Below are 23,188 nucleotides of genomic sequence, written 5' to 3' on the forward strand. Positions count from 1 at the left end.
GCGGTTGCCGGCGTGCCTTGACACCAGCGGTGGCGGTCTCCACCTATTGTCACAAGAGGCAAGCGGGGCGACGGTCGCCGTGCCCAGGAAACGGGGCGTCGGTCGTCGGCCTGGCGCGGGGGATAAGTTCTCCCGTCCGTCACCGTTGCCGCCAATGCGCCCGTCCGTGTCTGCCACTCACCGGGGCGGCGGGTTCGCAAGGAAAGGACAGCCCATGACTGATTTCGACGCGCAGCCCGAGGGCGAGGGAACTCTCTATCCCGTATTGCCCTTGCGCGATATCGTCGTCTTCCCGCACATGATCGTGCCGCTCTTCGTCGGCCGCGAGAAGTCCATCCGCGCGCTTGAGGAGGTGCTCGGCGCAGACAAGCAGATCCTGCTTGCCACGCAGAAGAACGCCTCCGACGACGAGCCCGACACCGACGACATCTATGAGGTCGGCACGCTGGCGACTGTCCTGCAGCTGCTGAAGCTGCCCGACAACACCGTGAAGGTGCTGGTCGAGGGCGGATCGCGCGCGCGCATCACGTCCTTCACCGAGCGCAGCGACCTGTTCGAGGCTCATGCCGAGATCCTTCCCGAGGAGGAGGGTGACACGGTCGAGGCCGAGGCGCTGTCGCGTTCCGTGGTTTCGGAATTCGAGAACTACGTCAAGCTCAACAAGAAGGTCTCGCCGGAGGTGCTCGGCGCCGTCGGTCAGATCGAGGATGCCTCGAAGCTTGCCGACACCATCGCCTCGCATCTGGCCGTGAAGATCCCGGAGAAGCAGGAGATCCTGGCGATCACCTCCGTCGCCGGGCGTCTGGAGCGGGTGCTGGGCCTGATGGAGAGCGAGATTTCCGTCCTGCAGGTGGAAAAGCGCATCCGCTCGCGCGTCAAGCGCCAGATGGAGAAGACCCAGCGCGAGTACTATCTCAACGAGCAGATGAAGGCGATCCAGAAGGAACTCGGCGACGGCGAGGAAGGCCGCGACGAGGTCGCCGAGCTCGAGGAGCGGATCGCCAAGACCAAGCTTTCCAAGGAAGCGCGCGAGAAGGCCACGGCGGAGCTCAGGAAGCTCAAGCAGATGAGCCCGATGTCGGCCGAAGCCACGGTCGTGCGCAACTACCTGGACTGGCTGCTCGGCATTCCCTGGGGCAAGAAGGGCAAGGTCAAGCATGACCTGGAGCATGCCCAGCAGGTCCTCGACGCGGATCACTATGGCCTGGAGAAGGTCAAGGAGCGCATCGTCGAGTATCTGGCCGTGCAGAAGCGGGCGAACAAGCTGAAGGGCCCGATCCTGTGCCTCGTCGGCCCTCCGGGCGTCGGCAAGACCTCGCTCGGCAAGTCGCTTGCCAAGTCCACGGGCCGCGAGTTCGTGCGCATGTCGCTGGGCGGCGTGCGCGACGAGGCGGAGATCCGGGGGCACCGGCGCACCTACATCGGCTCGATGCCCGGCAAGGTCATCCAGTCGATGAAGAAGGCGAAGAAGTCCAACCCGCTCTTCCTGCTCGACGAGATCGACAAGATGGGCATGGATTTCCGCGGCGACCCGTCCTCTGCCCTGCTCGAGGTGCTCGATCCGGAGCAGAATTCGTCCTTCATGGACCACTATTTGGAGGTCGAATACGACCTGTCGGACGTGATGTTCGTGACCACGGCGAACACGCTCAACATCCCCGCGCCGCTGATGGACCGGATGGAGATCATCCGCATTGCCGGCTACACCGAGGATGAGAAGGTCGAGATCTCGCGCCGGCACCTTCTGCCCAAGGCGGTGAAGGACCACGGCCTGCGCGACGGCGAGTTCGAAGTCGACGACGCGGCTCTGCGCAAGCTGATCCGCCGTTACACCCGCGAGGCGGGTGTGCGTAACCTGGAGCGCGAGCTGGCCACGCTGGCGAGAAAGGCGGTCAAGGAGATCCTCATGTCCGACAAGACGACCATCAAGGTCGACGAGGACGGGGTCGAGGAGTTCCTGGGCGTGCCGCGCTACCGCTACGGCGAGGCGGAGCTTGAGGATCAGGTCGGTGTGGTCACCGGTCTGGCCTGGACCGAGGTGGGGGGCGAGTTGCTCACCATCGAGGGCGTGATGATGCCGGGCAAGGGCAAGATGACCGTGACCGGCAACCTTCGCGAGGTGATGAAGGAGTCCATTTCCGCGGCCGCGTCCTACGTGCGTTCGCGGGCGGTCGACTTCGGCATCGAGCCGCCGCGCTTCGAGAACCGGGACATCCACGTCCATGTTCCCGAAGGGGCGACGCCGAAAGATGGTCCGTCGGCAGGCATCGCCATGGCGACTGCGGTGATTTCGGTCATGACGGGCATTCCGGTGCGCCGGCATGTGGCCATGACCGGCGAGATCACCCTGCGCGGGCGGATCCTGCCGATCGGCGGTCTGAAGGAGAAGTTGCTGGCGGCGCTGCGCGGCGGCATCACCACGGTGATGATCCCGCAGGACAATGCCAAGGACCTCGCCGAGATCCCGGACAACGTCAAGAACGGCCTCGAAATCATCCCGGTTTCGCGGATGGAGGACGTGCTCAAGACGGCGCTCGTGCGCCTGCCGGAACGCATCGAATGGGACGAAGCCGCTGCGGAAGCTGCCGCCAAGGCCGTCATTCAGAATGATGGCCAGTCCAAGCCCGTGGCCCATTGATCCAACGGTTTTGCACAAAAAAGGGGGGCTTGCGAAAGTCAGCCCCCCTTTGTCATGCAAAAAGCCGGAAAAATCGCGGATTTCTGCGCTTTTCGTCTTGCCTTGGGCGCGAAATCGCAAGAGTGTCCCTCCCCGAAGCCTGTTTCGAATCTAGGGCTTTCTGTTTCCAGGAAAGGGACTGCCATGAACAAAAACGATCTGATCGCCGCTGTCGCAGACAAGACGGGCCTCACCAAGGCGCAGGCCGGAGAGGCGGTCGATGCTTCGCTGGACGCGATCACCGGCACGCTGAAGAGCGGCGGCGAAGTCCGCATCATCGGTTTTGGCAACTTCTCGGTCTCCGAGCGCGCCGCTTCCGAGGGACGCAACCCGCGCACGGGTGAGACGATCCAGATCCCGGCGTCCAAGACGCCGAAGTTCAAGGCCGGCAAGGGCCTCAAGGACGCGGTCAACGCCTGATAGGCGGACCCCTTCCGGACTATGCGAACGGCCCTGCAGGAGCCCCTGCGGGGCCGTTTTGCGTCTGCTGCGTGAAGGGGGCAGCCGGGTTCATCGTGGGAAACATGGCGCCTGCGGCACGGTTTTCGTGCTGTTTGCGCGCGACCGCGCCGGACCATCGCGCCGACGTTGGATTTCGCCCCGCGCGGCAGTTGATCTTCGAGGCGGCGCGGCTTAAAAGGCTCGAGCCGCACGCGCGAATGCGCGGTTCGCGGCAAGATGCGGTCGTTTCCGAAACGCCGGGGAGAGGGGAGTTTCCCCATAGTCCTCGGGAGGGATGCGACAGCACTCCCTGCAGGGCCCTTCGGCCCGCCGGGCGGTTAGCTCAGTTGGTAGAGCGCCTCGTTTACACCGAGGATGTCGGGAGTTCGAGTCTCTCACCGCCCACCATTTTTCTCCCGGTCTTCTTGTTTTTGCAGAGCATGATTTTTCTGGCTGGCAGCGGTTGTCGGCATGCCAGAAACGACTGCGTGGAACCTTCGGCTGGCGTCGCCCATCGCCTCCTGGCAGTCAGTGCGGGCACTCCGGTGCGCCCGCACTGACTCACTTCGGGTGTATCCACGCTCCCGCGAAGGGAGCGACTCCTAGCGTAGCGCGTATGCGCATGTGTCGAATGTTTCGATCCACGCTCCCGCGAAGGGAGCGACGAGGCGACGCGCACCATGGGGTCGACCAGATAGGCGTTTCGATCCACGCTCCCGCGAAGGGAGCGACAGGGCACCTGCCCCTCCTCGCTCGAGGGCGGCGTGTTTCGATCCACGCTCCCGCGAAGGGAGCGACTTTCTCATGCCCGCGCCGTGTTGCGCGACCACCGTTTCGATCCACGCTCCCGCGAAGGGAGCGACGGGCGGCGCCGGTGCGGGGTGGGTTGGCGAGGATGTTTCGATCCACGCTCCCGCGAAGGGAGCGACTGGCGAAACCTCCAAGCGTGTCTGGTCTTTTCGCGGTTTCGATCCGCGCTCCCGCGAAGGGAGCGACCGGGGGTGTCGTAACACACTCGTTTTCCTGAGAAAACAAAGGCGGTTGTGCGAACCTCGTGGTCTTGCGGTTCGTCGGGGCCCTCACGGGGACGGTCTGCGAGGGATTAATCTGATATTTCAAGGGTCTAGGGGAGGTGCGAAACCCGCGGGGTTTCACGATACGCTTGCGGTTCGCACCGCGCCATTGCGTGGGGGCGTTCACCGCGAGCCGGTCAGGGTCGCGCCCGCAGGACACGTTGCGTGCCATGATCCAGGTGAGCAACAGGAAAGTGAGGGCGAGGCCTTTCATCGAAGCCGTCGGTTTGCGATCCTGCCGGCTGGCATCGCGTTTGGCCAACCGGCCATGTGCCCCGTATGTGGTGGATTGAATGAGACCGAGACACGCTAAGAGAGCGGCGGCCTTCGGGGTTTGCATGGGGCTGGCGGGCTGCATCGCCGATCCGTCGGGGCTGACGTCCTCCGCGCCGGACAGGCCCTGGGACCCAGGCGGTCAAGGCGGTGGCTTTGGCGTGCAGGGCGCGATTGGCGACGCGGCGCTGACAGAGGCGTCGCGGTCCCCCGTCCAGGTGCTGTCGGGCAAGACCTATGACCTTGCCGAACTGATCGACCTCGGCCAACGCTCGCACCCGTCCACCCGCGTTGCCTGGGAGCAGGCCCGTCAGGCCGCCGCCGCCGTGGGGATAGCCGAGGGCACGTTCCTGCCGATGATTTCCGCCAATGTAATCGCGGGATATCAGGACGTCGTGACGCCCCTGCCGGACCTCAAGGGCGGCACCGACTACGTGTCCACGAAGGCCAGCGGCGTCACCCCGAATATCGCCCTGCAATGGCTGCTCTTCGATTTCGGTGAACGCCAGGCCCTGCTGGAGGCCTCCAAGCAAACGGCCTACGCGGCCAATGTTTCGTTCAACGGATCGCATCAGGTGCTGATCCACAACATCACGCGCGCCTATTATCTCTACGGTGTCGCCCGGCAGAAGACTGCAATCGCCGAGCAGACGCGCGCCAACAGCGGGAAGGTCCTGGCGGCGGCGCAAGCGCGGTTTTCCAACGGCATCGGCACGAGCATCGAGGTCGCGCAGGCGAAGCAACTGGTGGCGCAATCCAATTTCCGGCTGGTACAGGCGCGCGACGGCGTCGACGACGCCTATCAGGACCTGACCGGCGCCGTCGGTCTCGATCCCAAGGCGAAGGTGCGCGTTGCGACATCGGCCGGGCGCCGCCTGCCAAGGGCGCGCGCCGTTCCCGCCGACAAGGTGATCCAGCAGGCGCTGTCGCGCCGCCCGGACGTACTTGCCAGCTACGCCGCCGTCAAGGCGAGCGAGGCGAACGAGCGGGCCGCCGCGGCGGCGTTCCTGCCCAAGGTCTATCTCGGTGCCGTCGCCGCCTCCAATCGCGGCAGGGTGCAGTCCGGGGCTCTTCCCGGGGTCGGCCTGCAGGGCACGACGAGCGGCGTCATGGTCGGAGCGAGCATCCCGATCTTCGACGGCCAGATCCGGGCGAACAGGCAACGCCAGGCCGCCTCCGCCACCGCCGCGGCCGTCGCGCTTCACCGGCAGACCCGCGACGCCGCAGTGCGCGAGATCCTGGTCACATCGAACGCGGTGAGCTCGGCGCTGGCATCCTACGAGGCGGCGAGCGAGTTGCGTCGCGCGGCAAGCGTGACCTACGATGCGGCCTTCGAGGCGTATCAGAACGGCCTCGGCACGCTGACGGATGTCACGACCGCCGAGAGCGGCCTTCTTGACGCGAGGCAAGCCCAGGCGGACGCTCACGCGGCCGCCCTCATCGCGGCGTCGACCCTGGCTTTCACGCTGGGCAACATGACGTCGAGTGCCGCGCCCTCGGAAGCGCTGCGATAGGCCAGCGATCCGGCCGCCTCCGGCTCAGGCCGGCAGCGGTTCGCCTTGCTTGCTTTCCCGCATCATCAGGACCGCGCCAATCAGGAAACCGGTCGCGCCGAGGCACAGGTGCAGATTGGCGACGAAGGCGATCCAGGACGGCTCGTCGCCTCTGGGGACATAGGCCAGGACGCCAGCTGTCATGAAGAAGACGCAGCCGAGCAGGTTTGCGAAGACGATCTGCCAGTCGAGGCTCGCCGGCTTCCACGACCAGTAGGCGTGGCCGGCCTCCATGTAGGCGAAATAGCCCGAAACCAGGAACAGAGCCGAGCCGATCATGCCCGGCAGCCAGATCGTCAGGTCCTGAACGTACCATTGCGCGGGCGGGTCGATGGCGTCGAACGTGTTGAAGTTGAACATCACCGTGCCGGCGAACTGTGTGACTGTGCTGAGCCAGCCCAGGCTCGACGGGCTCCAGCCGATCAGCCGCCATCTTCTGGCGGGCACGAAGGCGGAGGGTGCGTCAGTCAGCTCCGTGGCATTGGCCGCCTGGAAGTTCTGCATGAAGCCGGCTGTCGTGAAGAAGATCGATCCGACGAAGAAGATCACCGCGATCTGCCAGGCGGTGAGCGGGCCGGGCACCAGCGACAACAGGCTGGCGATGACGAAATGCAGCGACCCGACGGCGAAGAGAAGGCCGTTCCACCAGTTGTAGGCCGGCCGGTGCCAGAACGGGACTTCCCGTTGGTCGGGATGGCGCTGCAGGCCTTTGCGGTACTGGCGGGCACGCAGGACAATCCTGTGACCGTTCCGCAGGACGCTGCGTATCGTGACGAAGGGCTTCGGTCCGCCGAGCTCCATGGAGACATTCCCGCAACTGCTGCGGGGACCTGGCCGCCGCCAGGTCCCCGCGGATGCCCGGACGGAGCGCCGGGCTCAAGGATGGACGCGGGACGTCTCCCGCGTCCGCTGCCTTACGATGCGGCGGCCTGCTTCAGCGTTTCGGTCGCGTCGCCGCTCAAGCCGTCAAGATGGCTGACGGGAAGGACGCAGACGCCGGTCCCGCCCGCAAGATCGTCGAGGTTGAAGCTCGCGTAGTTCAGGCTTTTGTACGTGCGCAGGTAGAACCGCTTGCGGTCGAGGTCGGAGAGGTTCGTCCAGCAGGTGTATTCCGTTGCGTAGGCCTCGTCGCTAGGATGGGAAAGCCCCGCCACTTCCAGGTGCCCGCCCTCCTTGCCCGGGTAGTCGATCGTGGCGCCGCGCGGCCGGTCGAAATTGTTCATGACATGGGCCAGCGTCAGGACCGCCATGTCCGCCGTCTTCGCGTTCTCCGTGAACTGCGCGTAATAGGCCGCGCGGACAAAACGCCCGACGGAGGTGTTGGAGGAGGGCAGGCCTGCGGTGGCGATCCCCGAGTCCGGCTGGACCGCCTTGTAGGAGCCGAAGACCGCGCTCGAGGCGTCCACGTTGCTGAGGAACGTGTAGTTGTCCAGGTTCCTCAGGTGCCAGGGGAATTCCGGACCGTTGGTCATCACGCCGACCGGGTTGTCGTGCACCGACATCGCGCCATTGTTGAACTCGATCACCAGAGACGCGCCGCCGGCGTCATGGACGACGTAGTGGAACGGGGACTCGACCCCGCCGAGCAGCGCCAGCGCCTCGAGCAGAACGGGTTGAGCCGCCATGGCGTCCCTGACCTCGCCGACGGTTGCGAACTGGCCCAGCGCCCAGGTCCCGAGGTCGGAGGCCGAAAGCACGGCCTGTGTCGCCGCCACGGCCTGGTGCTGCCCGCCTGCAGCCGGATAGGAAAGCAGGCTGAAGGTCAGGCCCTTGTCATTCATTCCTTCCAGGACCTTGAAGTCGGCGAAGCCGAGGGGAGCCTCGGCGCTCGGTAGCCGGCCCGGCATTGTCACCGCCAGCACGCCGTGGCTGCCGGTATATTCCAGCGCCGGGTGCCCCTCGATATGGGAGGAATAGGCGACCCCGGCGGGGAAGTAGACCACCTGGTAGGGGAGGTCCATGGTCAGTTCGAGTGTCCGGCCGAAATAGACTTTGCCGGAAGCGTCGCGATAGGTGAGGGAGGTACACATTGTCTCGATGTCCTTTCTCGAACTGACCGGCGGTCCTGGCCGGAGCAGGCGGTGGGGCTTGTCGGGCCACGGCGGGCCCGCTCGTCAGGGTGTTCTCGTCCCGCCCGACTGGTCCCCGGCGAGGCGGTGCAGCCGGGCGTGAAGCCTGTCGTCGAGGGCGGGGGCGAAGCGGACTTGCGGACAAAGGCTCTTCAGTTCCGCGCGCAGGGCGGCGAGGTGGCGAAGGTCCGCGTCGCTGGCGCGTTGCCGCCGGGGCTCGAAGAAGGCCATGGCGAGAAGGTCTCCCGTTTCGCCGAAGGTCTTCTGGATCTCGGCCGCCGTGCGGATGTCGGCCTGGCGCTCGCCCGGTGTGGCTGCGGCAAGCGAGGCGAGAGCCGCGGCCGCCTGTTGCAGGCGCGTGCGGATCCCGTCGACGACACTTGCCGGCCAGAACTGGGTGAAGATCACGTAGATCACGAAGATCCCGAGCAGGATGCCCATGATCCGGTCGCCGGCCTGGGAGAAGTCGAAGCTGGGACCGAAGCCGTTGAGCGTCGTCAGCAGGAACGCCAGGGCGATCTGCACGCCGGCGTAGGAAATGCGCTCGCTGCCGGTCGAGACCCAGGCGGCGACCATGACGGCCGCGAACACGAGGACCATGAGCCCGCCGATGCTCGTCAGGCTCGGCATCACGAAGATCAGGGCGGCGCACCCCATGGCGGCGCCGATGAGACATCCGACCAGACGCAGCGTGAGCTTGTAAAGGGTCTCGCCGGTGGTGCCGAGCGCAGCGACATAGCAGGTGATGAGCGCGGTGTGGATGCCGTCCCAGCCTGCCGCCGTGTAGACGAGATAGCAGATGACGGCAGCCACCGACGTCTTCAGGGCGTAACGCTGATGGCGGGGCGAGGAAAACGCGTCGGCCGCAAGGAGAGGGGGGCTCTCTGGAACGGGCGAGGCGCCGCCGTCGGGCCGGCTCAGGCGCGACAGCGCCTCCATGAGCGCCCCTTCCGCCGTATCGTCGTGCACGGCTGCGGTGGGCGGGGGCTCGGGCCGTTCGCCGGCGCTGATCCGTTCGGCTGCACCGCGAAGCAAGCGGGCGAGCGCACTCCGCCGCTCCGGCGGCAGCGCCTGCGGTGAAGCATCGGCAACGAGCAGGATCTTGTAGCTCGTCTCCACCGCGCCATTGAGCCAGGTCGTCCGCTGCCGGGGCGTGAGGTGCAGAAGCCTTGCCAGGAGCACCTGCTGCAGTGAGGCGTCGTTGCCGGCGGCGAGAAGGTCGTCGAGGTCGGCGCGATGCCCGGGCGTCTCGAGCGCGTCGGCAGCGGTGCGCAGCCGGTTCACGATCCGCCGGCGCACATGCACATGTGGCGGGGTGCCGACGACCAGGTTGAGAAGCACCATGAGCGCCATCGGCATGCAGGCCATTTTCCAGGCGGCAAGCAGCCCCTGATCGCCGATCTGGCCGACGGGCACGTCTGTGACCAGGGTCATGATGAAGGCGATGATGAGGCCGACGATGGCGGCCTGCTCGCCCAGCGGGGTCGCCGAGGCGAGGAACAGGAAGATGTAGGTGGCGAAGAAGATGATCGCCAGACGGGCGGGCGGGCTGTCGATGCTGAGGTTGATCACCGGTATCATCGCCAGCACGACCAGCGAGGCGAGGGCGATCAGGCCGACGCCGAGCAGGCAGTTCATGGCCGCATCCGGTTTCATCAGGAAGATGACGAGGTAGCAGCTGATCGCGGCTTCCGGGATCCGGTAGGTCATCGCCACCCCTGTCACCAGGGCGCAGAGCAGCGCGATGCGCCAGGTGAGGGCAAGTCTCCCGTCAAACGGCTGAAGGTCGCGCCAGATCCGGGCGAGCGGCGTCGCAACCGAAGGACTAGCAGGCGTCATTGTTGCGATGGATGGTGGAGACCGCGGAGGCGCCAACCCTCATCAGGTCGGCGGGCGGATCGATGAGGCGGATGCGAACAGGAAACCTCTGCTGCACCCGGACCCAGTCGAGCGACTTTGGCACGATCGGAAGCGCGATCGGCAGGTTCACCAGGTCCTTGGAGCTTACCCCCCAGCCGACGCCTTCCACGACGCCCTTTATCTTTCTCCTGCTGTCGGCCAGCACATGGATCGTGGCGCAATCGCCGGCGGAGATGCCGGGCAGAACGGTTTCGGTGTAGTTGGCGTTGACGTACCATGCGCCGGTCTTGATGAGCGTGAACATCGATTGCGCCGGGAGCACATAGTCCCCTTCCGAGGCCGTCAGTCCGACCACCCGACCGTCATGGGCGGCGCGCAGCACGGTGCCGGCGAGCTCATGTTCGGCGATCGCCAGCGCGGCGCGGCGGGCGACGATGAGTGCTTCCGCGCCAACCTCGTCGCCGACGAGCGCTTCCGCGGCTTCTTGCTGGCGCAAGGCCTCCTTGAGACTTACCTCGGCATCGCGTTTCAGCGTGCGCGCGTCGTCGACCTGCTGGGCGGAGACATATCCCTTGGAGGCCATGGGAAGAAGCCGCTCGAGCGATTGCGACGCCAGTTCCAGGTTGGAGCGCGCCCGCTCGACCTGTCCGGCGGCAACCTCCGCGTTGGCCAGTTCCGCGCGAATGTTGCGCGATTTGTCGCTCGCCGCCGCCTGGGCGATCTCGAGATCCGCCCGCGTCTGCCCGACAGCCAGCCGATACGCGGTGTCGTCCAGCTCGATCAGCACATCGCCCTTGCGGACGAAGGCATTCTCGGCGACGCGCACCGCCTTGATCCGCCCGGCGACGCCTGTCGCGACCTTGATCACCTCGGCCAGCACCGAGGCATCGTCCGACATCGGGTTGGCTTCGGCAAAGACATGCGCCCGATAGGCCAGCGTGGCGGCGGTTGCGATGATGGCCAGACTGATCGCGGTGCCCGCGAGGATGGCCAGGCGTGTTCTCTTTGTTGGGCTCATTCGTCAGCGACCGAAGAACATGAGGGACATCAGGAACGTCAGCGCGAGCGTCATGCTCATGTAGGTCGGCACGCGCCAGCGGAGAATGTCGTCGACGCCGGTTATGACGAAGACCACGCGTGTTGCGACCGTCAGGATCACCGCGATGAGGAGGCAGATCAGCCAGGACGGAAAGAAACTTCCAAAAAGTGGGACGGAAGGGGCCATCGCCTGCATCGACAAGGACAGGATGGGAAACATCGTCATGTTCGGTCTGTTCCCCTTTTGCGCGAACCCGTCGCCCCGACTCCTTGCAGGGTAGACGAGGCGGGCGCGCGGTGCAAAGCGGCAGGAGGCGAAAAGCGGGAAAGGTGAACGCGCCGGAAGTGCCTGTTGTCGTGGCGTTTCCCGCTCATCGACAAGGCACGAGAAGATCATGCGCCCGAGCACGGAAAGCTGGAACCCGTGGCGAGCCCGGTCTTCATGCGGGCGGAAGCCTGACGGCCAGAGCGCGCCGTCGTCGGGCTCGATCTCCTGTCTCCAAAGCGGGTCGAGCGGCTCCAGCGCCTTCGCCAGCCGGCCATTCGGGCCTGCGAGATCCGCGCCGTCGGCAAGGCCGGCGTGATGCCCTGCGATGGCATGAGCGACAAGCCACGCCATCCAGCTTTCGGGCACCGCGCCGGAGCGCGCGAGCGCCTCGACCGCTCCGGCGGTCGAGTGGTCCGGTCCCTTGCCGCCGGTGCGCCTCTCTCCCCGGATGTAGCGCTGGAAGGCCGGCGTGTATTTCCCGAGATCGTGCAGGAGACCGGCGCGTTCGGCCGCGCGCTCCGCGCCGAACGCCATGGCAAAGTCTCGGGACAGGGAGGCGACCTGAGACAGGTGGTCGTCGAGCCGCTGCCAGTGCTCCGGGCTCTCGTTCTCGACCGAGTGGGCGTAGTGATGGTCCATCCAGATCCGAAGTTCGCACGGGGGAATTTCGCAATCAAACGTTGCGAGCGTAGTTACGAACAATCGGTGCGGCAAGTGGCGGGGAGAGGCTTTCGCGACGATCCACCGGCGGCCGCCTGCGGCGCACGGCAGGCGGCGGTCTGTCTGGTGAGACTATAAGCATCCGGGAAGTAAGGTGCGCCTGCCAGGTAGGGCCATCCGGGGTGGGGGAGATGGCAATGGGGGACCCTGGCAGGCGCGATAGGTGATCGGGATCCGCGATCTGGTTTGGCCGATGGGGCGGTCGCGGTTTCCTTGGCGCTGCTTATGTTTGGCGGGCTGACCCTCCGCCGCACATTGCCTTGCGCTTGCAAGTTTACTTCCAAGAAGCGTGCCAGTTGGCCGATCTTGCGGTTTTTGTGTGTTCTGCGTCGTTTCGTGTGTCATCCGGGACGTCGCCGCCAGTGGGTGATGCAAATCGGAAATGGGCGAGCGTCGCCAGATTCGCATTTCGCAAACGCACGTCTGAATTTGCAAATTTGATTTAGTAATGAAGGATGCACGCCGGCCGCTGCCGACATGCGTGCATCAGGGCGAAATGGCGCGTCAAATTCCTGGTTGCTGGAATAGCGTTCGAATAATCTGGTATGAAGGGCGGCGGATTGCTCCTGGTGACGCCTTGGCGAGCATTCCATTCCCTTCGCATCGCAACCTTCGGCGACCTTCATGACCTTTTTTTCCCCCATGCGGGTGCGCAGCAGCCTCGCGCCCCTGTTTCCGGGCGTGCTTCTTGCGCTCGTGGTCGCCACGGCCGCCAAGTTTCTCAGCGAGCACTACGGCGCACCGGTGATGCTGTTCGCCTTGCTGATCGGCATGGCGTTCAATTTTCTCTCCGACGACCCCCGCTTCGCTTCCGGGCTTGAAACGGCCTCGAAGACGCTGCTTCGCGCCGGCATCGTGCTGCTCGGCCTGCGCATCACCGCCGGTGATGTGGTCGCGCTGGGCCCCTGGACGTTTCTCACCGTGCTGGGGCTGATGGCTGCGACAATCGCCAGCGGTTTTGTCTGCGCCCGGATCTTCGGCAGGGGCTGGCGCTTTGGCCTGCTGACCGGCGGTGCGGTAGCGATCTGCGGTGCCTCGGCGGCGCTTGCGCTGGCCGCGACGATCCCGCCCGACAAGGACAGCGAGCGCAACACGCTGTTCACGGTTGTTTCTGTAACGGCATTGTCCACGCTGGCCATGATCGCCTATCCGATCCTCTTTGCCTTCCTGGGGCTGGCGGACACGCAAAGCGGCTTCATGATCGGGGCAACCGTGCACGACGTGGCGCAGGTGGTCGGCGCCGGCTACTCGATCTCGCCGGAGGCCGGCGACATCGCCACCATCATCAAGCTGGTGCGTGTGGCGATGCTGCCGGTGGTTCTGATCGTCGCGCTGCTGGCCATCTCGCGCGGCTCCGGTGGCCGTGGGGGAGCGATCCGACTGCCGTTGTTCGTGGTGGGCTTCGTTGTCGTCTCGGCGTTGAACAGCCTCGGTCTGGTGCCGCAGGCGGTTGCCGCGCCAGGCATCGACCTGTCATCCTGGATGCTCGTCATCGCGATTTCGGCACTCGGCGTGCGCACCAACCTCAAGGACATGATGCAGCTTGGCTGGAAGCATGTCGCCATCGTCGTTTGCGAGACGCTGCTGCTGCTGGGGCTGGCGCTGCTGGCGGTGGAGACGGGCATCGCCGGCGGCTGACCGCGCCCGGACCCGCCGCCCTTGGTGCAAATCAACGCCGCAGGGGGCGATACGCAAAGTCGTTGCGAGAGACGCTCTGTCGATCAGTGTTCTCGGGAAGGTATGCTGTTTCGCACCGACGGTCGCGCGGGAGGCATGCTCGAACCGCGGATAACCGGAAAGTGGTACGCCCAACGGGACTCGAACCCGTGTTTTCGCCGTGAAAGGGCGACGTCCTAGACCGCTAGACGATGGGCGCCCGGTCCGTCAATGTGGCGGGGTTATAAGCGGGTTTTTTCAAGGGGGCAAGGGGGAAGGCGTGCCGTCATCCACAGGTATGCGATGCCGGTCGAAAGTCGGGGTGGTGCGGGCGCCAACACGGGGCGGCGCACCGTCCGCCACGGCCGGAATGAGGAAAGCCGGCAAGGCATCTTTTAACCAAGGCTTTGCGAATCGCTTGAATACGGACAGAGTTGCATCGAAGGCGCAGGTGACACTTTTTCGCAAATAGGTCTGGTTCGAGCCTTTCGGGATGTTATCCTTGAAAGGCGGAATCGTAGGTTTTGCGATGTCGCGCAGATGGATCCAGCTTGCGGCGTATCAGAGGCGTGGACGATGAAAGACTTGGGGGCTAAGGCGGCGGGGGCCGAACACGAAGCGGACACGGGAGAGACCGCTGCGGATCTCACCGTTGTCGCCGGTTCGATCAAATGGTTCGACGTCGCCAAGGGGTACGGGTTCATCGTGCCGGACGACGGCAGTTCCGATGTCCTGCTGCATGTGACGTGCCTGCGCCGTGACGGGTATCGCACGGCCTATGAGGGGTCTCGCGTCGTCTGCGAGGCGGTTCCCGGGACGCGCGGGCTTCAGGCGTTCCGCATCCTGTCGATGGACGAAAGCACGGCGGTTCATCCCTCCCAGCTTCCCCCCTCTCGCACCCACGTTCAGGTCACCCCGGAAGGTGGCTATGAGCTGGCCACCGTCAAGTGGTTCAACCGGGTCAAGGGCTTCGGTTTCCTGACCCAGGGCGAAGGGACGGAGGACATCTTCGTCCACATGGAGACGCTTCGCCGCTTCGGCGTCACGGAACTGCGGCCCGGCCAGACGGTCATGGTGCGCTTTGGCAGCGGCCCCAAGGGGCGCATGGCCGCCGAGATCCGTCCCGATGGCGAGGGCGTCCACATTCCTTCCTCGCATTGATGCGCGCGCTGCTGCCGGAAGATCGTTGGCCGCGTCGCAGGCGGTTCGGTGTCACGCTTCTTCTGCTTTCCCTTGTTGCCGCCTTTTCGGTGGCGACACCGCTTGCCGGGCTTTCACCGGTCCTCGGCGGTCGGGCGCTTGCCCAGTCCGCAGAGGTCGAGGCGCTTCGCCGCGATGCGCTGGTCATTGTCTCTCCGTCGGGGCGGCACAGGTTCGAGGTCGAGATCGCTGAAACGCCGGCCGATCGCGCCCGCGGGCTGATGTTCCGCACTGAGCTTGCACCCGACGCGGGCATGCTGTTCGACTTCAAGGAAGAGCGCGAGGTGGCGTTCTGGATGCGCAACACGCTGATCCCGCTCGATATGCTGTTCATCGAGAAGTCCGGCCGCATCGCCCATATCGCACGCAATGCCACGCCGCTTTCAGAGGAGCTGGTGCCTTCGCGCGCGGTCGTGCGCTACGTGCTGGAGATCCCGGGCGGACGGGCTGCGGAGCTCGACATCAAGGTTGGTGATGTGGTGCAAGCCAAGGCAGTCAACGGCGGCGACTAGACCCAGCACGCATCGACAAGCCGGACAGATGTCGAAAAGGACCTGACGTCGGCCAGGCCCGGCGCTTCGATACCGCTGTGTCTGTCCCGTACGGAGCATATTTACTTTCAGAATAGGGCATAATTGACTGGTTGCGTATAAATCTACGTAACGTCAGTCTGCGTACTATTGCCAAGATCTGTTCAACAGGCGCAACGCGGTGGATGGTGTCGGTGCAGAAGACGGGTGATCGATCGGAAGATGCGCGAAGAGCGGGACCGCCACTGGTTTCCAGGCGGCAGATCCTGTCGATTTCGCTCGTCACCGCCATCTTCCTTGCCGTGGCGATACTGCTGACGCTCATCGTCTCGCATGTGGTCATCTCTATGCGCGAGACCGTCAACAAGATCGACGACGAACGGGCGCTCAGTGCCGCGCGGGCGGCCTTTGGCGGCTTGAAAATTCGCATGGTGTCCATCACGCGCGACAACACGGTCTGGGACATCGCCTACCAGTCCGTCGTCGGATCGTCGAACCCTGGGCCCTGGATCTACGACAACTGGGGAAGCACCACCGCCGACTATCCTCTCTACGATGCCGCAGTCGTCATGGGCCCGGACGGCAAGATCATGGCCGCCTACATGAAGGGCAAGCCGTTCGAGCCCGTTTCTGTCTTCGGAGACGGCTTCATGGAACAGTCGATGAGCGTGCGACATGCGAGCAAGTCGGCCGTCGTCAATGTCTTCAAGGCGGGCGATGGGATCGCTCTGGTGAGTTCGCAGGCCATTCAGCCCTTCGAGGGCGCCGACCCTGAGGAAATCTACCCGGTTCTGACGCTCGTGAAGTTCCTCGATGAGGAGACGCTCGACGCCTTCGCCCAAAATCATCGTCTCCAGGGGCTGCAGTTACACCGAAGGCCGGTGGCGCAAGAGCTGAACCTGCCACTGACCGACCGACAGGGCACTGAAGTCGCCTTCCTGTCCTGGCCGAGCGAGCTCCCGGGCAACAGGGCCCTGGAGAGCCTTCGGCCGATGCTGGTGCTTGCAAGCGGCATTCTCGCCGCGTTTCTCGTCATGGTGCTGCTGGCCGGGTCGCTGGAGACGTCTCGGCTGCGCCGGCTGGCGCGCAAGGCGCAATATGATGCCACGCACGATGCGCTCAGCGACACGCTGAACCGATCCGGCCTGCTCCGCCAGCTTGATGCGATAACCGGCGACCCGGCACCTCTCCAGCCGGTGACGCTCTATTTTCTCGATCTCGACGGCTTCAAGAACGTCAATGATTCGTGGGGGCATTTCGTCGGCGATATGCTGCTTGCAAAGGTCGGCAAACGGCTGCGCGACGTGCATCACGAGATTGTCGCCGTGGCGCGGTTGGGCGGCGATGAGTTCGCGCTTCTTCTTGAGGGCGAGGACGCCCCGCAGGGTGTCGCGCGAACCGTTCTCGATGCCTTCGTGGCGCCGTTTTCCGTGCAGGCGCATGCGCTTCATGTCGGCGTCAGCATTGGCTATGCCACGTTGGAGCCGGGCGTTACCCCGCTGGAATTGATACGCCGGGCCGACGTGGCGCTGTACCGGGCCAAGGACGCGGGAAAGCACACGGCGGTGGGCTATGTGCCGGAGATGGACCTGGATCGGGACCGCATGGCCGTGCTCGAGGCGGACCTCTCGGCTGCCATCGACGGGGGGCGCGTGGGAGTTGCCTACCAGCCCATCGTCGAAACCGCGACGCGCGAACTTCGGGGTGTGGAGGCGCTGGCGCGCTGGAGCGCTTCGGACGGTGCGGTGAGCCCGGACGTGTTCATTCCGCTGGCGGAGCGCACGGGGTTGATCGAGAAGCTCGGATTGCAGGTGCTGCGCATGGCGCTTCGGGACGCCAAGGGCTGGCAGTGTGTGCCGGTCTCGGTGAACATCTCCCCCGTCCAGCTGCGCAACCCGGCTTTCGCGGAAAGCGTTCTGGCCGAGTTGAAGGCCACCGCGACCGACCCTTCGCTGCTGGTGCTTGAGGTGACAGAGAGCTTGCTGATCGCGGATCCCGACCGGGCGCAGCAGGTGTTCGCGTTTCTGCAGGGCAGGGGGGTGCGGATCGCGCTGGACGATTTCGGTGCCGGCTTTGCCAGCATCGCCATGTTGCGCGGCTTCAGCTTCGACTACATGAAGATCGACCGTTCGATCGTTGCCGCTGCCGACGGCGCTGGAAACGGCCGGGATGTGCTTGAGGCAACGATCCGGCTGGCGCGCGCGTTCGACATTCCCGTTGTTGCGGAAGGCGTGGAGACCGATGCACAAATGGAGACTCTCGCCGCGCTCGGCTGCGAGTTTCTCCAAGGCTATGGCATCGGTCTTCCCGTTGCAAAGGAGCGGCTTGTTCGCGAGTTCAAGATCCGCGCGGCCTAGGAAGCGGACTCATAACGCTCTGATCCAGATGCGCAGAGCAGCAAGTTTGACGGCGGCGACATCGTTGTCCGCGCGCTGCTCATGGCAGCTCACGATGCTCCTGCATCTGGTTGAGGCGATTTGACCTGCCACTGAACTTTCATCCAGCGGCGATTGGAGCCTTGGCCGTTTCAGTTACGCCGTGAGGCGCGGGTTGAGCAACCAGCGAAGACGCGAAGGCCTCAATGAGCGCAGTGTCGGAGGCAGTTGTGGTGAGAGCTCCGGCGAAGTCTGAATAGCCCCTAGATTCATAGCACCGGGGCGGGAGCCGGCTGCGAAGGTCACGCCTGCGGAAGACGGTCCGGCTTCAAACGGTTGAGGCGCTGTTGCCCGGCGCTCTCACCCGGTCCAGGCCGGGCCATACCCTCGCCCCGAGATATGTTGAGTGAGTATGCCGGCAGGTGTTGACCGCCCGGCCAGCGTAGCAAGCAGCCAAGCTTCTGACCTTGATAGGGAAACCGGATAAACACAGCTCCACCGTCCTCCTGGCCTCCCTTCAATTTGTGACCTTTTCATGCACGGCTCTTCCCCGAGCCTGGACCAGATCCACAAGCTCTGGGACGACCTTCCCGCCTTCGGCGCGGTGGGGATATCCATGCGTCTCGCAGGTTTTTGCTGAAAGAGATCTGCGCCCTCATGGATGCGCAGAACGCGGACTGGATCGGCTGCGTGCGGCTGAACTGGAGCCCGGGCGGCGGTCCGATGAAGGGATGGCGGCCCCGCACAGTGTTCACGCTGAACCCTTGCGGCGTCACCAGTGAGGCAATCGACCAGGCCTTTGCCGAGATGGAAAACGGCGAGCCCGACATCACCACCACGCGCAATGTAGAACTGGCCGGCGCGTTCTGGGTCTTTCCGCTGAGCGAGCTGGCGACGCCGGAGTGGCTCAAGGGGCCATCCTATCGAAACTACTATAGAGCCTCGGACCGGCATGCTTCCATCTGGGCCTCCACACCGCTCACTCCGACCGAACAGCTTGTCCTGCAAGGGCTGCTGCTCGGCCTGACATAGAGACGGATCGCGGAGCAGAACAACCATAGCCCGCAGAGCGCCCACGACCACGTGAAGCGGATCTTCCGCAAATATGGTGTTTCCAGTCGCACCAGCCTGATGGCCCTGTGGCTCGGCAAGGGGCTGAAAACGAACAAGAACCCCTGAACAGGGGATTCACCCCGTCGCGTCTCCCGCGCAAAAAGAGCGTTGCTGACACAACGTGCGCCGCGGCCATGCCACGCCGGCGCCTGACCGCATGGCATCGCGCCGAGGGGGATCCATGGACACATTGAAAACAACGGCTTGCGGGACTTGCGATACGGCAGGCCGGGCGCGATCAGGCGCCTCCCGCAGGCTCAGAACCACTCTCCTGCTCGGGACCGCGCTCACCGTTGCGACCGCCATGGGCCTCGGAACCGCTCAAGCCGGCGGTGGCAGGGGTGGTGATGGTGGACAAGGCCCAGCCGGCAGTTTCTCCATCGTAGGGCGCGGCGGCGGCGGCGGTACAGCGGGAAACGGCGGAAGCAATGGGACCGCCGGCGTAGATAACGCAGGCAATGGCGGTGGTGGTGGTGGCGGTGCCGGCGGCTTTGCAGGCGGAACCGGTGCAACGAGTGCTCCAGGAGGCGCCGGCGGTGATGGCGGCACGGGGGGCGCGCACGGAGCGGCAATCTCCACCTCGGCAGTGATTGCAGGTGACAGGACGGCGCAAAACGGCGGCGATGGGGCCAATGGCGGTGACAACGCAGAATTCGGCGGCGGTGGCGGCGGCGGCGGCGGTGGCGAAGGTGGTCATGGCGTCGCCGTGAATGCTGCCGTGGAGATCACCAACAATGCCGCCATCACGGGTGGCGCGGGCGGTCAGGGTGGACTGGGCGGCGCCCATGGGGCCTTTGGCACCAACGGATCCCGTGGCTATGGCGGCACGGGCGGAGCAGGCCTCTCCACGTCCGTGTCCGGGGTGTTTGTCACCAACAACACATCAGCCACCATCGCGGGCGGCAACGGCGGCGCAGGGCGGGGGGATGCCGCTGGCGGCGCCGGTATTATCGGGTCAGGGCTATCTATTTCCAACAATGGCACGATTTCCGGCGGGCTCTCCGGCACCAGCGGCACCCGCGCCAATGCCATCGAATTCACAGGCGGCAGCAACCGTCTCTCGCTTGGGTCCGATTCCATTCTGAACGGCGGCATTGCCGTCACCGGCAGCCTGGAGATCACCCAGGTCGACGATGTTGAAATCGCCAACACGATTTCCGGCAGCGGGTCGCTCCAGAAGAGCGGCCTCGGAGCCCTGACGCTCAGCGGCACCAACACCTATACTGGCGGCACGACGGTCAATGGCGGCAGGCTTTCCGTTTCCTCCGACGCCAATCTCGGCGCGGCGAATGGGGCCATAACGCTTAACACCGGCCTGCTGCAGATCAACGGGACCGGCTTCACCCAGTTGACGCGCGATCTCGAGGTCACCTATGACGCGGCGATCCAGAACAGGGACGCCGATCTGGTGGTCTCAGGCGCGCTGTCGGGCGCGGGGGTCTTGAACAAGCATGGAGCAGGCTCGTTCATCTACAATGGCGATGGCTCCGGCTTCAGCGGGTCCCTGAACATTGCCGAGGGCGCTCTCGGTGGGTCGGGAACGATCGGGGGCACGGTCCGCATCCAGTCCGGGGCAACGCTTTCGGCCGGCAACAGTCCCGGGACCCTGAGTGTTGGGGAGCTGTTTCTTTTTTCCGGTTCCACATCCGAGTTCGAACTGGGAACGGCCGGCACGGTCGGCGGGGCGTCGAACGACCTCGTCCGGGTCGGCGGCAACCTGACGCTCGCCGGCGCGCTCAACGCCACCGTCGGCTCCGCCGGCTACTACCAGCTCTATCAGTATGGCGGCACGCTGTCGGGCGCCTATGACACGGTCAACGTGACCGGTTTCAGCGGCGGCACGGGCACGGTTCAGACCGGCATCCCCGGCCAGGTCAATCTCTTCGTTGCGGGATCCGGCCAGGTGATCCAGTTCTGGGACGGCGCGGACGCGACCGGCAACGGGACGGTCGACGGCGGCACGGGCACCTGGTCCTCGATCGGCACCAACTGGACCGGCGCGCCGGGTGCCGCCGGCATCAACGGCCCTTACGAGAAGTCCGTCGCCGTCTTCAGCGGCACGGCCGGCACGGTCACGGTGGATGGCACGCAGGACTTCGACACGCTGCAGTTCAAGACCGACGGCTATACGCTGTCCGGCGGCACGCTCAACATCGCTCCCGCCTCGGGTACGACCGGCACGATCAATGTCGATGCGGGCGTCTCGACCGAGATCGCATCGCAGGTCGCCGGTCCCGGCGACCTGGAGAAGGTCGGCGCGGGAACGCTCGTCCTTTCGGGCAGCAACACCTATACCGGCGACACGATCCTGACCGCCGGCACCTTGACCGCCAAGGATGACGGCAGCCTTGGCGACCTCTCCTCGGCGATCGTCTTCAATGGCGGTACGCTACAGGCGGGAGCGGATTTCTCCGCCACCGCGCGCGCAATGAACATCAACAACTACAAGTCGGCGAAGATCAACGTTGCCGATCCCGCAAAGAGCTTCACCGCATCGGGCGTCATTTCCGGTAACGGCGACCTCGTCAAGACCGGCGCGGGCAAGCTCATCCTCACGGGCAACAACACCTATTCCGGCACCACGATCCTGGGCGGCGGCACCCTGTCGATCGCCAGCGACGACAACCTGGGCGCCAACTCGATCGCCTTCGAGACCGCCACGCTCGAGGTGACGGCCTCCGCCACGATCGACAACGCGATCTATCTGAACTCAAACACCACCGGCACGATCGACACGCAAGACAATGCGGTCACCGCTTCGGGAGGCATTACCGGTGCCGGTAATCTGGTGAAGACCGGCACCGGAACGCTCACGCTCTCCGGGATCAGCACCCATATCGGCTCCACGACGATCAAGGCGGGCACGCTGTCCGTCACGGACGGCTACAACCTGAGTGCCAGCGCGCTCACGCTTGACGGCGGCACGTTTGCGGTCACGGGCAATTCGGCCACCCTCGCCAACACCATCTCGCTTGCGGCCGGGTCAGGCACCATCGACATCAGCGGCAGCGGGGCGACGTTTGGCGGTGCCATCTCGGGCTCCGGCGACCTCACCAAGACCGGTGCCGGTACGCTCACCCTCTCCGGAACCAGCACCCACACGGGCACCACGACGGTCAAGGCGGGCACGCTGACGATTGCCGATGGCTCCAATCTCGGCACGGGCGGTCTGACGCTCGATGGCGGCACGCTCGGTGTCACCGGCAGCGGTGTCACACTCGCCTCCGGCGTGACGATCGGCGCGGGCTCCGGCACGATCCAGACGGCCAACGCGCTGACGCTCTCCGGCACCCTCGCGGGCTCGGGCAATCTCACCAAGACCGGCGCCGGCACGCTTCTTTACAACGGCGATGGCTCCGCCTTTACCGGCACAACGACGGTTGCCGGCGGCACGCTTGGTGGAACCGGCACGCTCGGCGGCGATGTGACGATCAACTCGGGCGCGACCCTGTCGGCCGGTAACAGCCCTGGCACGTTCACCATCAATGGCGATCTCACGCTGGACAGCGGCTCCACGTCCACGTTCGAACTGGGCGCAGCCGGCATCGTTGGCGGGACGTCCAACGATCTCGTCAAGGTCGGTGGCGACCTGGCGCTCGCCGGCACGCTCAATGCGACAGCAGGCTCCGCCGGCTACTACCAGCTCTATCAGTATGGCGGCGCCCTGTCGGGCGCCTATGACACGGTCAACGTGACCGGTTTCAGCGGCGTCACCGGCACGATCCAGACCGGCATCCCCGGCCAGGTGAACATGGTGGTGCTCGCCGACGGACAGGTGCTGCAGTTCTGGGACGGCGCGGACGCGGTCGGGAATGGCACGGTGGATGGCGGCACTGGCACCTGGTCAACGACCGGCACCAACTGGACCGGCGCGCCCGGCGAGGCCAACATCAACGGCGCCTCCGTCGGCTCGGTCGCGGTCTTCGCAGGCACGGCCGGCACGGTCACGGTGGATGGCACGCAGTCGGTCGACACGCTGCAGTTCAAGACCGACGGCTATACGCTGTCTGGCGGCACGCTCGACCTTGCGCCTGCTTCCGGCACGACCGCGTTCCTCAATGTTGACGGCAACCTTGGGGCCACCATCGGCTCGACGATCACGGCCGCGGCCGGCATCGGCCTGGAAAAGACCGGGACGGGCGCCGCCCTCCTGACGGGCGACAGTTCCGGCTTCACCGGCGACGTGCTGGTCTCGCGGGGCTTGCTTCTCGTCAACGGCACGCTCGGCACTGGCACCAACCGCTTCGATGTCGGCGGCGGCCCGGACATGGCCGGGCTGGGTGGTGCCGGCACTGTCGCGGGTGACGTCCATGTCGCCGCGCGGGGTGCCATCGCCGGCTAT

Annotated in this window: 15 protein-coding genes, 2 tRNA genes and 1 CRISPR repeat array; of the genes, 10 read left to right on the forward strand and 7 right to left on the reverse strand. The window is 65.3% G+C overall.

The window, feature by feature from the left end; translation table 11 throughout:
• Positions 1-214: 214 nt before the first annotated feature.
• The 4 genes from lon to ACN0WF_RS18485 all read left to right on the forward strand — a co-directional run bounded on the left by lon (position 215) and on the right by ACN0WF_RS18485 (position 5,978).
• Entirely contained in the window at positions 215-2,638 is a 2,424-nt protein-coding gene (lon, locus tag ACN0WF_RS18470; protein WP_417774235.1) for an endopeptidase La, read from the forward strand.
• A gap of 183 nt (positions 2,639-2,821) precedes the next feature.
• Complete coding sequence (locus ACN0WF_RS18475; RefSeq protein ID WP_417774236.1) at positions 2,822-3,097, forward strand: HU family DNA-binding protein; 276 nt, start codon at positions 2,822-2,824, stop codon at positions 3,095-3,097.
• 353 nt (positions 3,098-3,450) lie between these two features.
• Positions 3,451-3,526, forward strand: a tRNA-Val gene (locus ACN0WF_RS18480).
• A 160-nt stretch (positions 3,527-3,686) separates the two neighbouring features.
• Positions 3,687-4,114: a CRISPR direct-repeat array (repeat unit 32 nt; unit sequence GTTTCGATCCACGCTCCCGCGAAGGGAGCGAC).
• 415 nt (positions 4,115-4,529) lie between these two features.
• On the forward strand, positions 4,530-5,978 hold the full coding sequence (locus ACN0WF_RS18485) for a TolC family protein (RefSeq protein ID WP_417774237.1): 1,449 nt from the start codon (positions 4,530-4,532) through the stop codon (positions 5,976-5,978).
• 24 nt (positions 5,979-6,002) lie between these two features.
• Here ACN0WF_RS18485 and ACN0WF_RS18490 read toward each other — a convergent pair whose 3' ends face one another.
• The 5 genes from ACN0WF_RS18490 to ACN0WF_RS18510 all read right to left on the reverse strand — a co-directional run bounded on the left by ACN0WF_RS18490 (position 6,003) and on the right by ACN0WF_RS18510 (position 11,891).
• Positions 6,003-6,818, reverse strand: coding sequence for a hypothetical protein (locus ACN0WF_RS18490; RefSeq protein ID WP_417774238.1), 816 nt, complete (start codon positions 6,816-6,818; stop codon positions 6,003-6,005).
• Positions 6,819-6,931: 113 nt separating this feature from the next.
• On the reverse strand, positions 6,932-8,047 hold the full coding sequence (locus ACN0WF_RS18495) for a linear amide C-N hydrolase (protein ID WP_417774239.1): 1,116 nt from the start codon (positions 8,045-8,047) through the stop codon (positions 6,932-6,934).
• A gap of 84 nt (positions 8,048-8,131) precedes the next feature.
• Positions 8,132-9,925: an FUSC family protein gene (locus tag ACN0WF_RS18500; RefSeq protein WP_417774240.1), complete on the reverse strand. Its 1,794-nt coding sequence runs from the start codon at positions 9,923-9,925 to the stop codon at positions 8,132-8,134.
• A complete protein-coding gene (gene mdtN, locus ACN0WF_RS18505; protein ID WP_417774241.1) occupies positions 9,912-10,964 on the reverse strand; it encodes a multidrug transporter subunit MdtN in 1,053 nt (350 codons plus the stop codon). The genes ACN0WF_RS18500 and mdtN overlap by 14 nt, the downstream gene beginning before the upstream one ends.
• A 3-nt stretch (positions 10,965-10,967) precedes the next feature.
• A complete protein-coding gene (locus ACN0WF_RS18510; protein WP_417774242.1) occupies positions 10,968-11,891 on the reverse strand; it encodes a CRISPR-associated endonuclease Cas3'' in 924 nt (307 codons plus the stop codon).
• Between the two features lie 705 nt (positions 11,892-12,596).
• Here ACN0WF_RS18510 and ACN0WF_RS18515 point away from each other — a divergent pair.
• Positions 12,597-13,610 (forward strand): YeiH family protein, encoded by a 1,014-nt coding sequence (locus tag ACN0WF_RS18515; protein WP_417774243.1) that lies wholly within the window; start codon positions 12,597-12,599, stop codon positions 13,608-13,610.
• A gap of 162 nt (positions 13,611-13,772) precedes the next feature.
• Here the strand turns inward: ACN0WF_RS18515 and ACN0WF_RS18520 are convergent.
• Positions 13,773-13,848 (reverse strand) — tRNA-Glu (locus ACN0WF_RS18520).
• Between the two features lie 356 nt (positions 13,849-14,204).
• Here ACN0WF_RS18520 and ACN0WF_RS18525 point away from each other — a divergent pair.
• The 4 genes from ACN0WF_RS18525 (at position 14,205) to ACN0WF_RS18540 (ending at position 18,765) form a co-directional block, all read left to right on the forward strand.
• Positions 14,205-14,789, forward strand: coding sequence for a cold-shock protein (locus ACN0WF_RS18525; RefSeq protein ID WP_417774244.1), 585 nt, complete (start codon positions 14,205-14,207; stop codon positions 14,787-14,789).
• Positions 14,789-15,340: a DUF192 domain-containing protein gene (locus tag ACN0WF_RS18530; protein WP_417774245.1), complete on the forward strand. Its 552-nt coding sequence runs from the start codon at positions 14,789-14,791 to the stop codon at positions 15,338-15,340. The genes ACN0WF_RS18525 and ACN0WF_RS18530 overlap by 1 nt, the downstream gene beginning before the upstream one ends.
• Positions 15,341-15,552: 212 nt before the next feature.
• Positions 15,553-17,715 carry an EAL domain-containing protein gene (locus tag ACN0WF_RS18535; protein ID WP_417774246.1) on the forward strand — a complete coding sequence of 721 codons (2,163 nt, stop codon included), beginning with the start codon at positions 15,553-15,555 and terminating at the stop codon, positions 17,713-17,715.
• A 675-nt stretch (positions 17,716-18,390) separates the two neighbouring features.
• Positions 18,391-18,765: a hypothetical protein gene (locus tag ACN0WF_RS18540; protein WP_417774247.1), complete on the forward strand. Its 375-nt coding sequence runs from the start codon at positions 18,391-18,393 to the stop codon at positions 18,763-18,765.
• A gap of 319 nt (positions 18,766-19,084) precedes the next feature.
• Here ACN0WF_RS18540 and ACN0WF_RS18545 read toward each other — a convergent pair whose 3' ends face one another.
• Complete coding sequence (locus ACN0WF_RS18545; protein WP_417774248.1) at positions 19,085-19,543, reverse strand: hypothetical protein; 459 nt, start codon at positions 19,541-19,543, stop codon at positions 19,085-19,087.
• A gap of 9 nt (positions 19,544-19,552) precedes the next feature.
• Here ACN0WF_RS18545 and ACN0WF_RS18550 point away from each other — a divergent pair.
• Positions 19,553-23,188, forward strand: a 3,636-nt coding sequence (locus tag ACN0WF_RS18550; RefSeq protein ID WP_417774249.1) for a beta strand repeat-containing protein, incomplete at its 3' end; no start/stop codon positions are given.

Origin of the sequence: Stappia sp. (genome assembly GCF_048268045.1) — a bacterium.
Classification (GTDB): domain Bacteria; phylum Pseudomonadota; class Alphaproteobacteria; order Rhizobiales; family Stappiaceae; genus Stappia.

Coding starts and splice junctions, on each gene's coding strand:
- ACN0WF_RS18510 (WP_417774242.1), bottom strand. CDS start 11,891: ATGGACCATCACTACGCCCACTCGGTCGAGAACGAGAGCCCGGAGCAC.
- ACN0WF_RS18525 (WP_417774244.1), top strand. CDS start 14,205: ATGAAAGACTTGGGGGCTAAGGCGGCGGGGGCCGAACACGAAGCGGAC.
- ACN0WF_RS18515 (WP_417774243.1), top strand. CDS start 12,597: ATGACCTTTTTTTCCCCCATGCGGGTGCGCAGCAGCCTCGCGCCCCTG.
- ACN0WF_RS18530 (WP_417774245.1), top strand. CDS start 14,789: ATGCGCGCGCTGCTGCCGGAAGATCGTTGGCCGCGTCGCAGGCGGTTC.
- ACN0WF_RS18475 (WP_417774236.1), top strand. CDS start 2,822: ATGAACAAAAACGATCTGATCGCCGCTGTCGCAGACAAGACGGGCCTC.
- ACN0WF_RS18495 (WP_417774239.1), bottom strand. CDS start 8,047: ATGTGTACCTCCCTCACCTATCGCGACGCTTCCGGCAAAGTCTATTTC.
- ACN0WF_RS18485 (WP_417774237.1), top strand. CDS start 4,530: ATGGGGCTGGCGGGCTGCATCGCCGATCCGTCGGGGCTGACGTCCTCC.
- lon (WP_417774235.1), top strand. CDS start 215: ATGACTGATTTCGACGCGCAGCCCGAGGGCGAGGGAACTCTCTATCCC.
- ACN0WF_RS18545 (WP_417774248.1), bottom strand. CDS start 19,543: ATGACCACCTTCGCCACCGCCGCCGCCGCCGCCACCGCCGCCGAATTC.
- ACN0WF_RS18540 (WP_417774247.1), top strand. CDS start 18,391: ATGGATGCGCAGAACGCGGACTGGATCGGCTGCGTGCGGCTGAACTGG.
- mdtN (WP_417774241.1), bottom strand. CDS start 10,964: ATGAGCCCAACAAAGAGAACACGCCTGGCCATCCTCGCGGGCACCGCG.
- ACN0WF_RS18490 (WP_417774238.1), bottom strand. CDS start 6,818: ATGGAGCTCGGCGGACCGAAGCCCTTCGTCACGATACGCAGCGTCCTG.
- ACN0WF_RS18500 (WP_417774240.1), bottom strand. CDS start 9,925: ATGACGCCTGCTAGTCCTTCGGTTGCGACGCCGCTCGCCCGGATCTGG.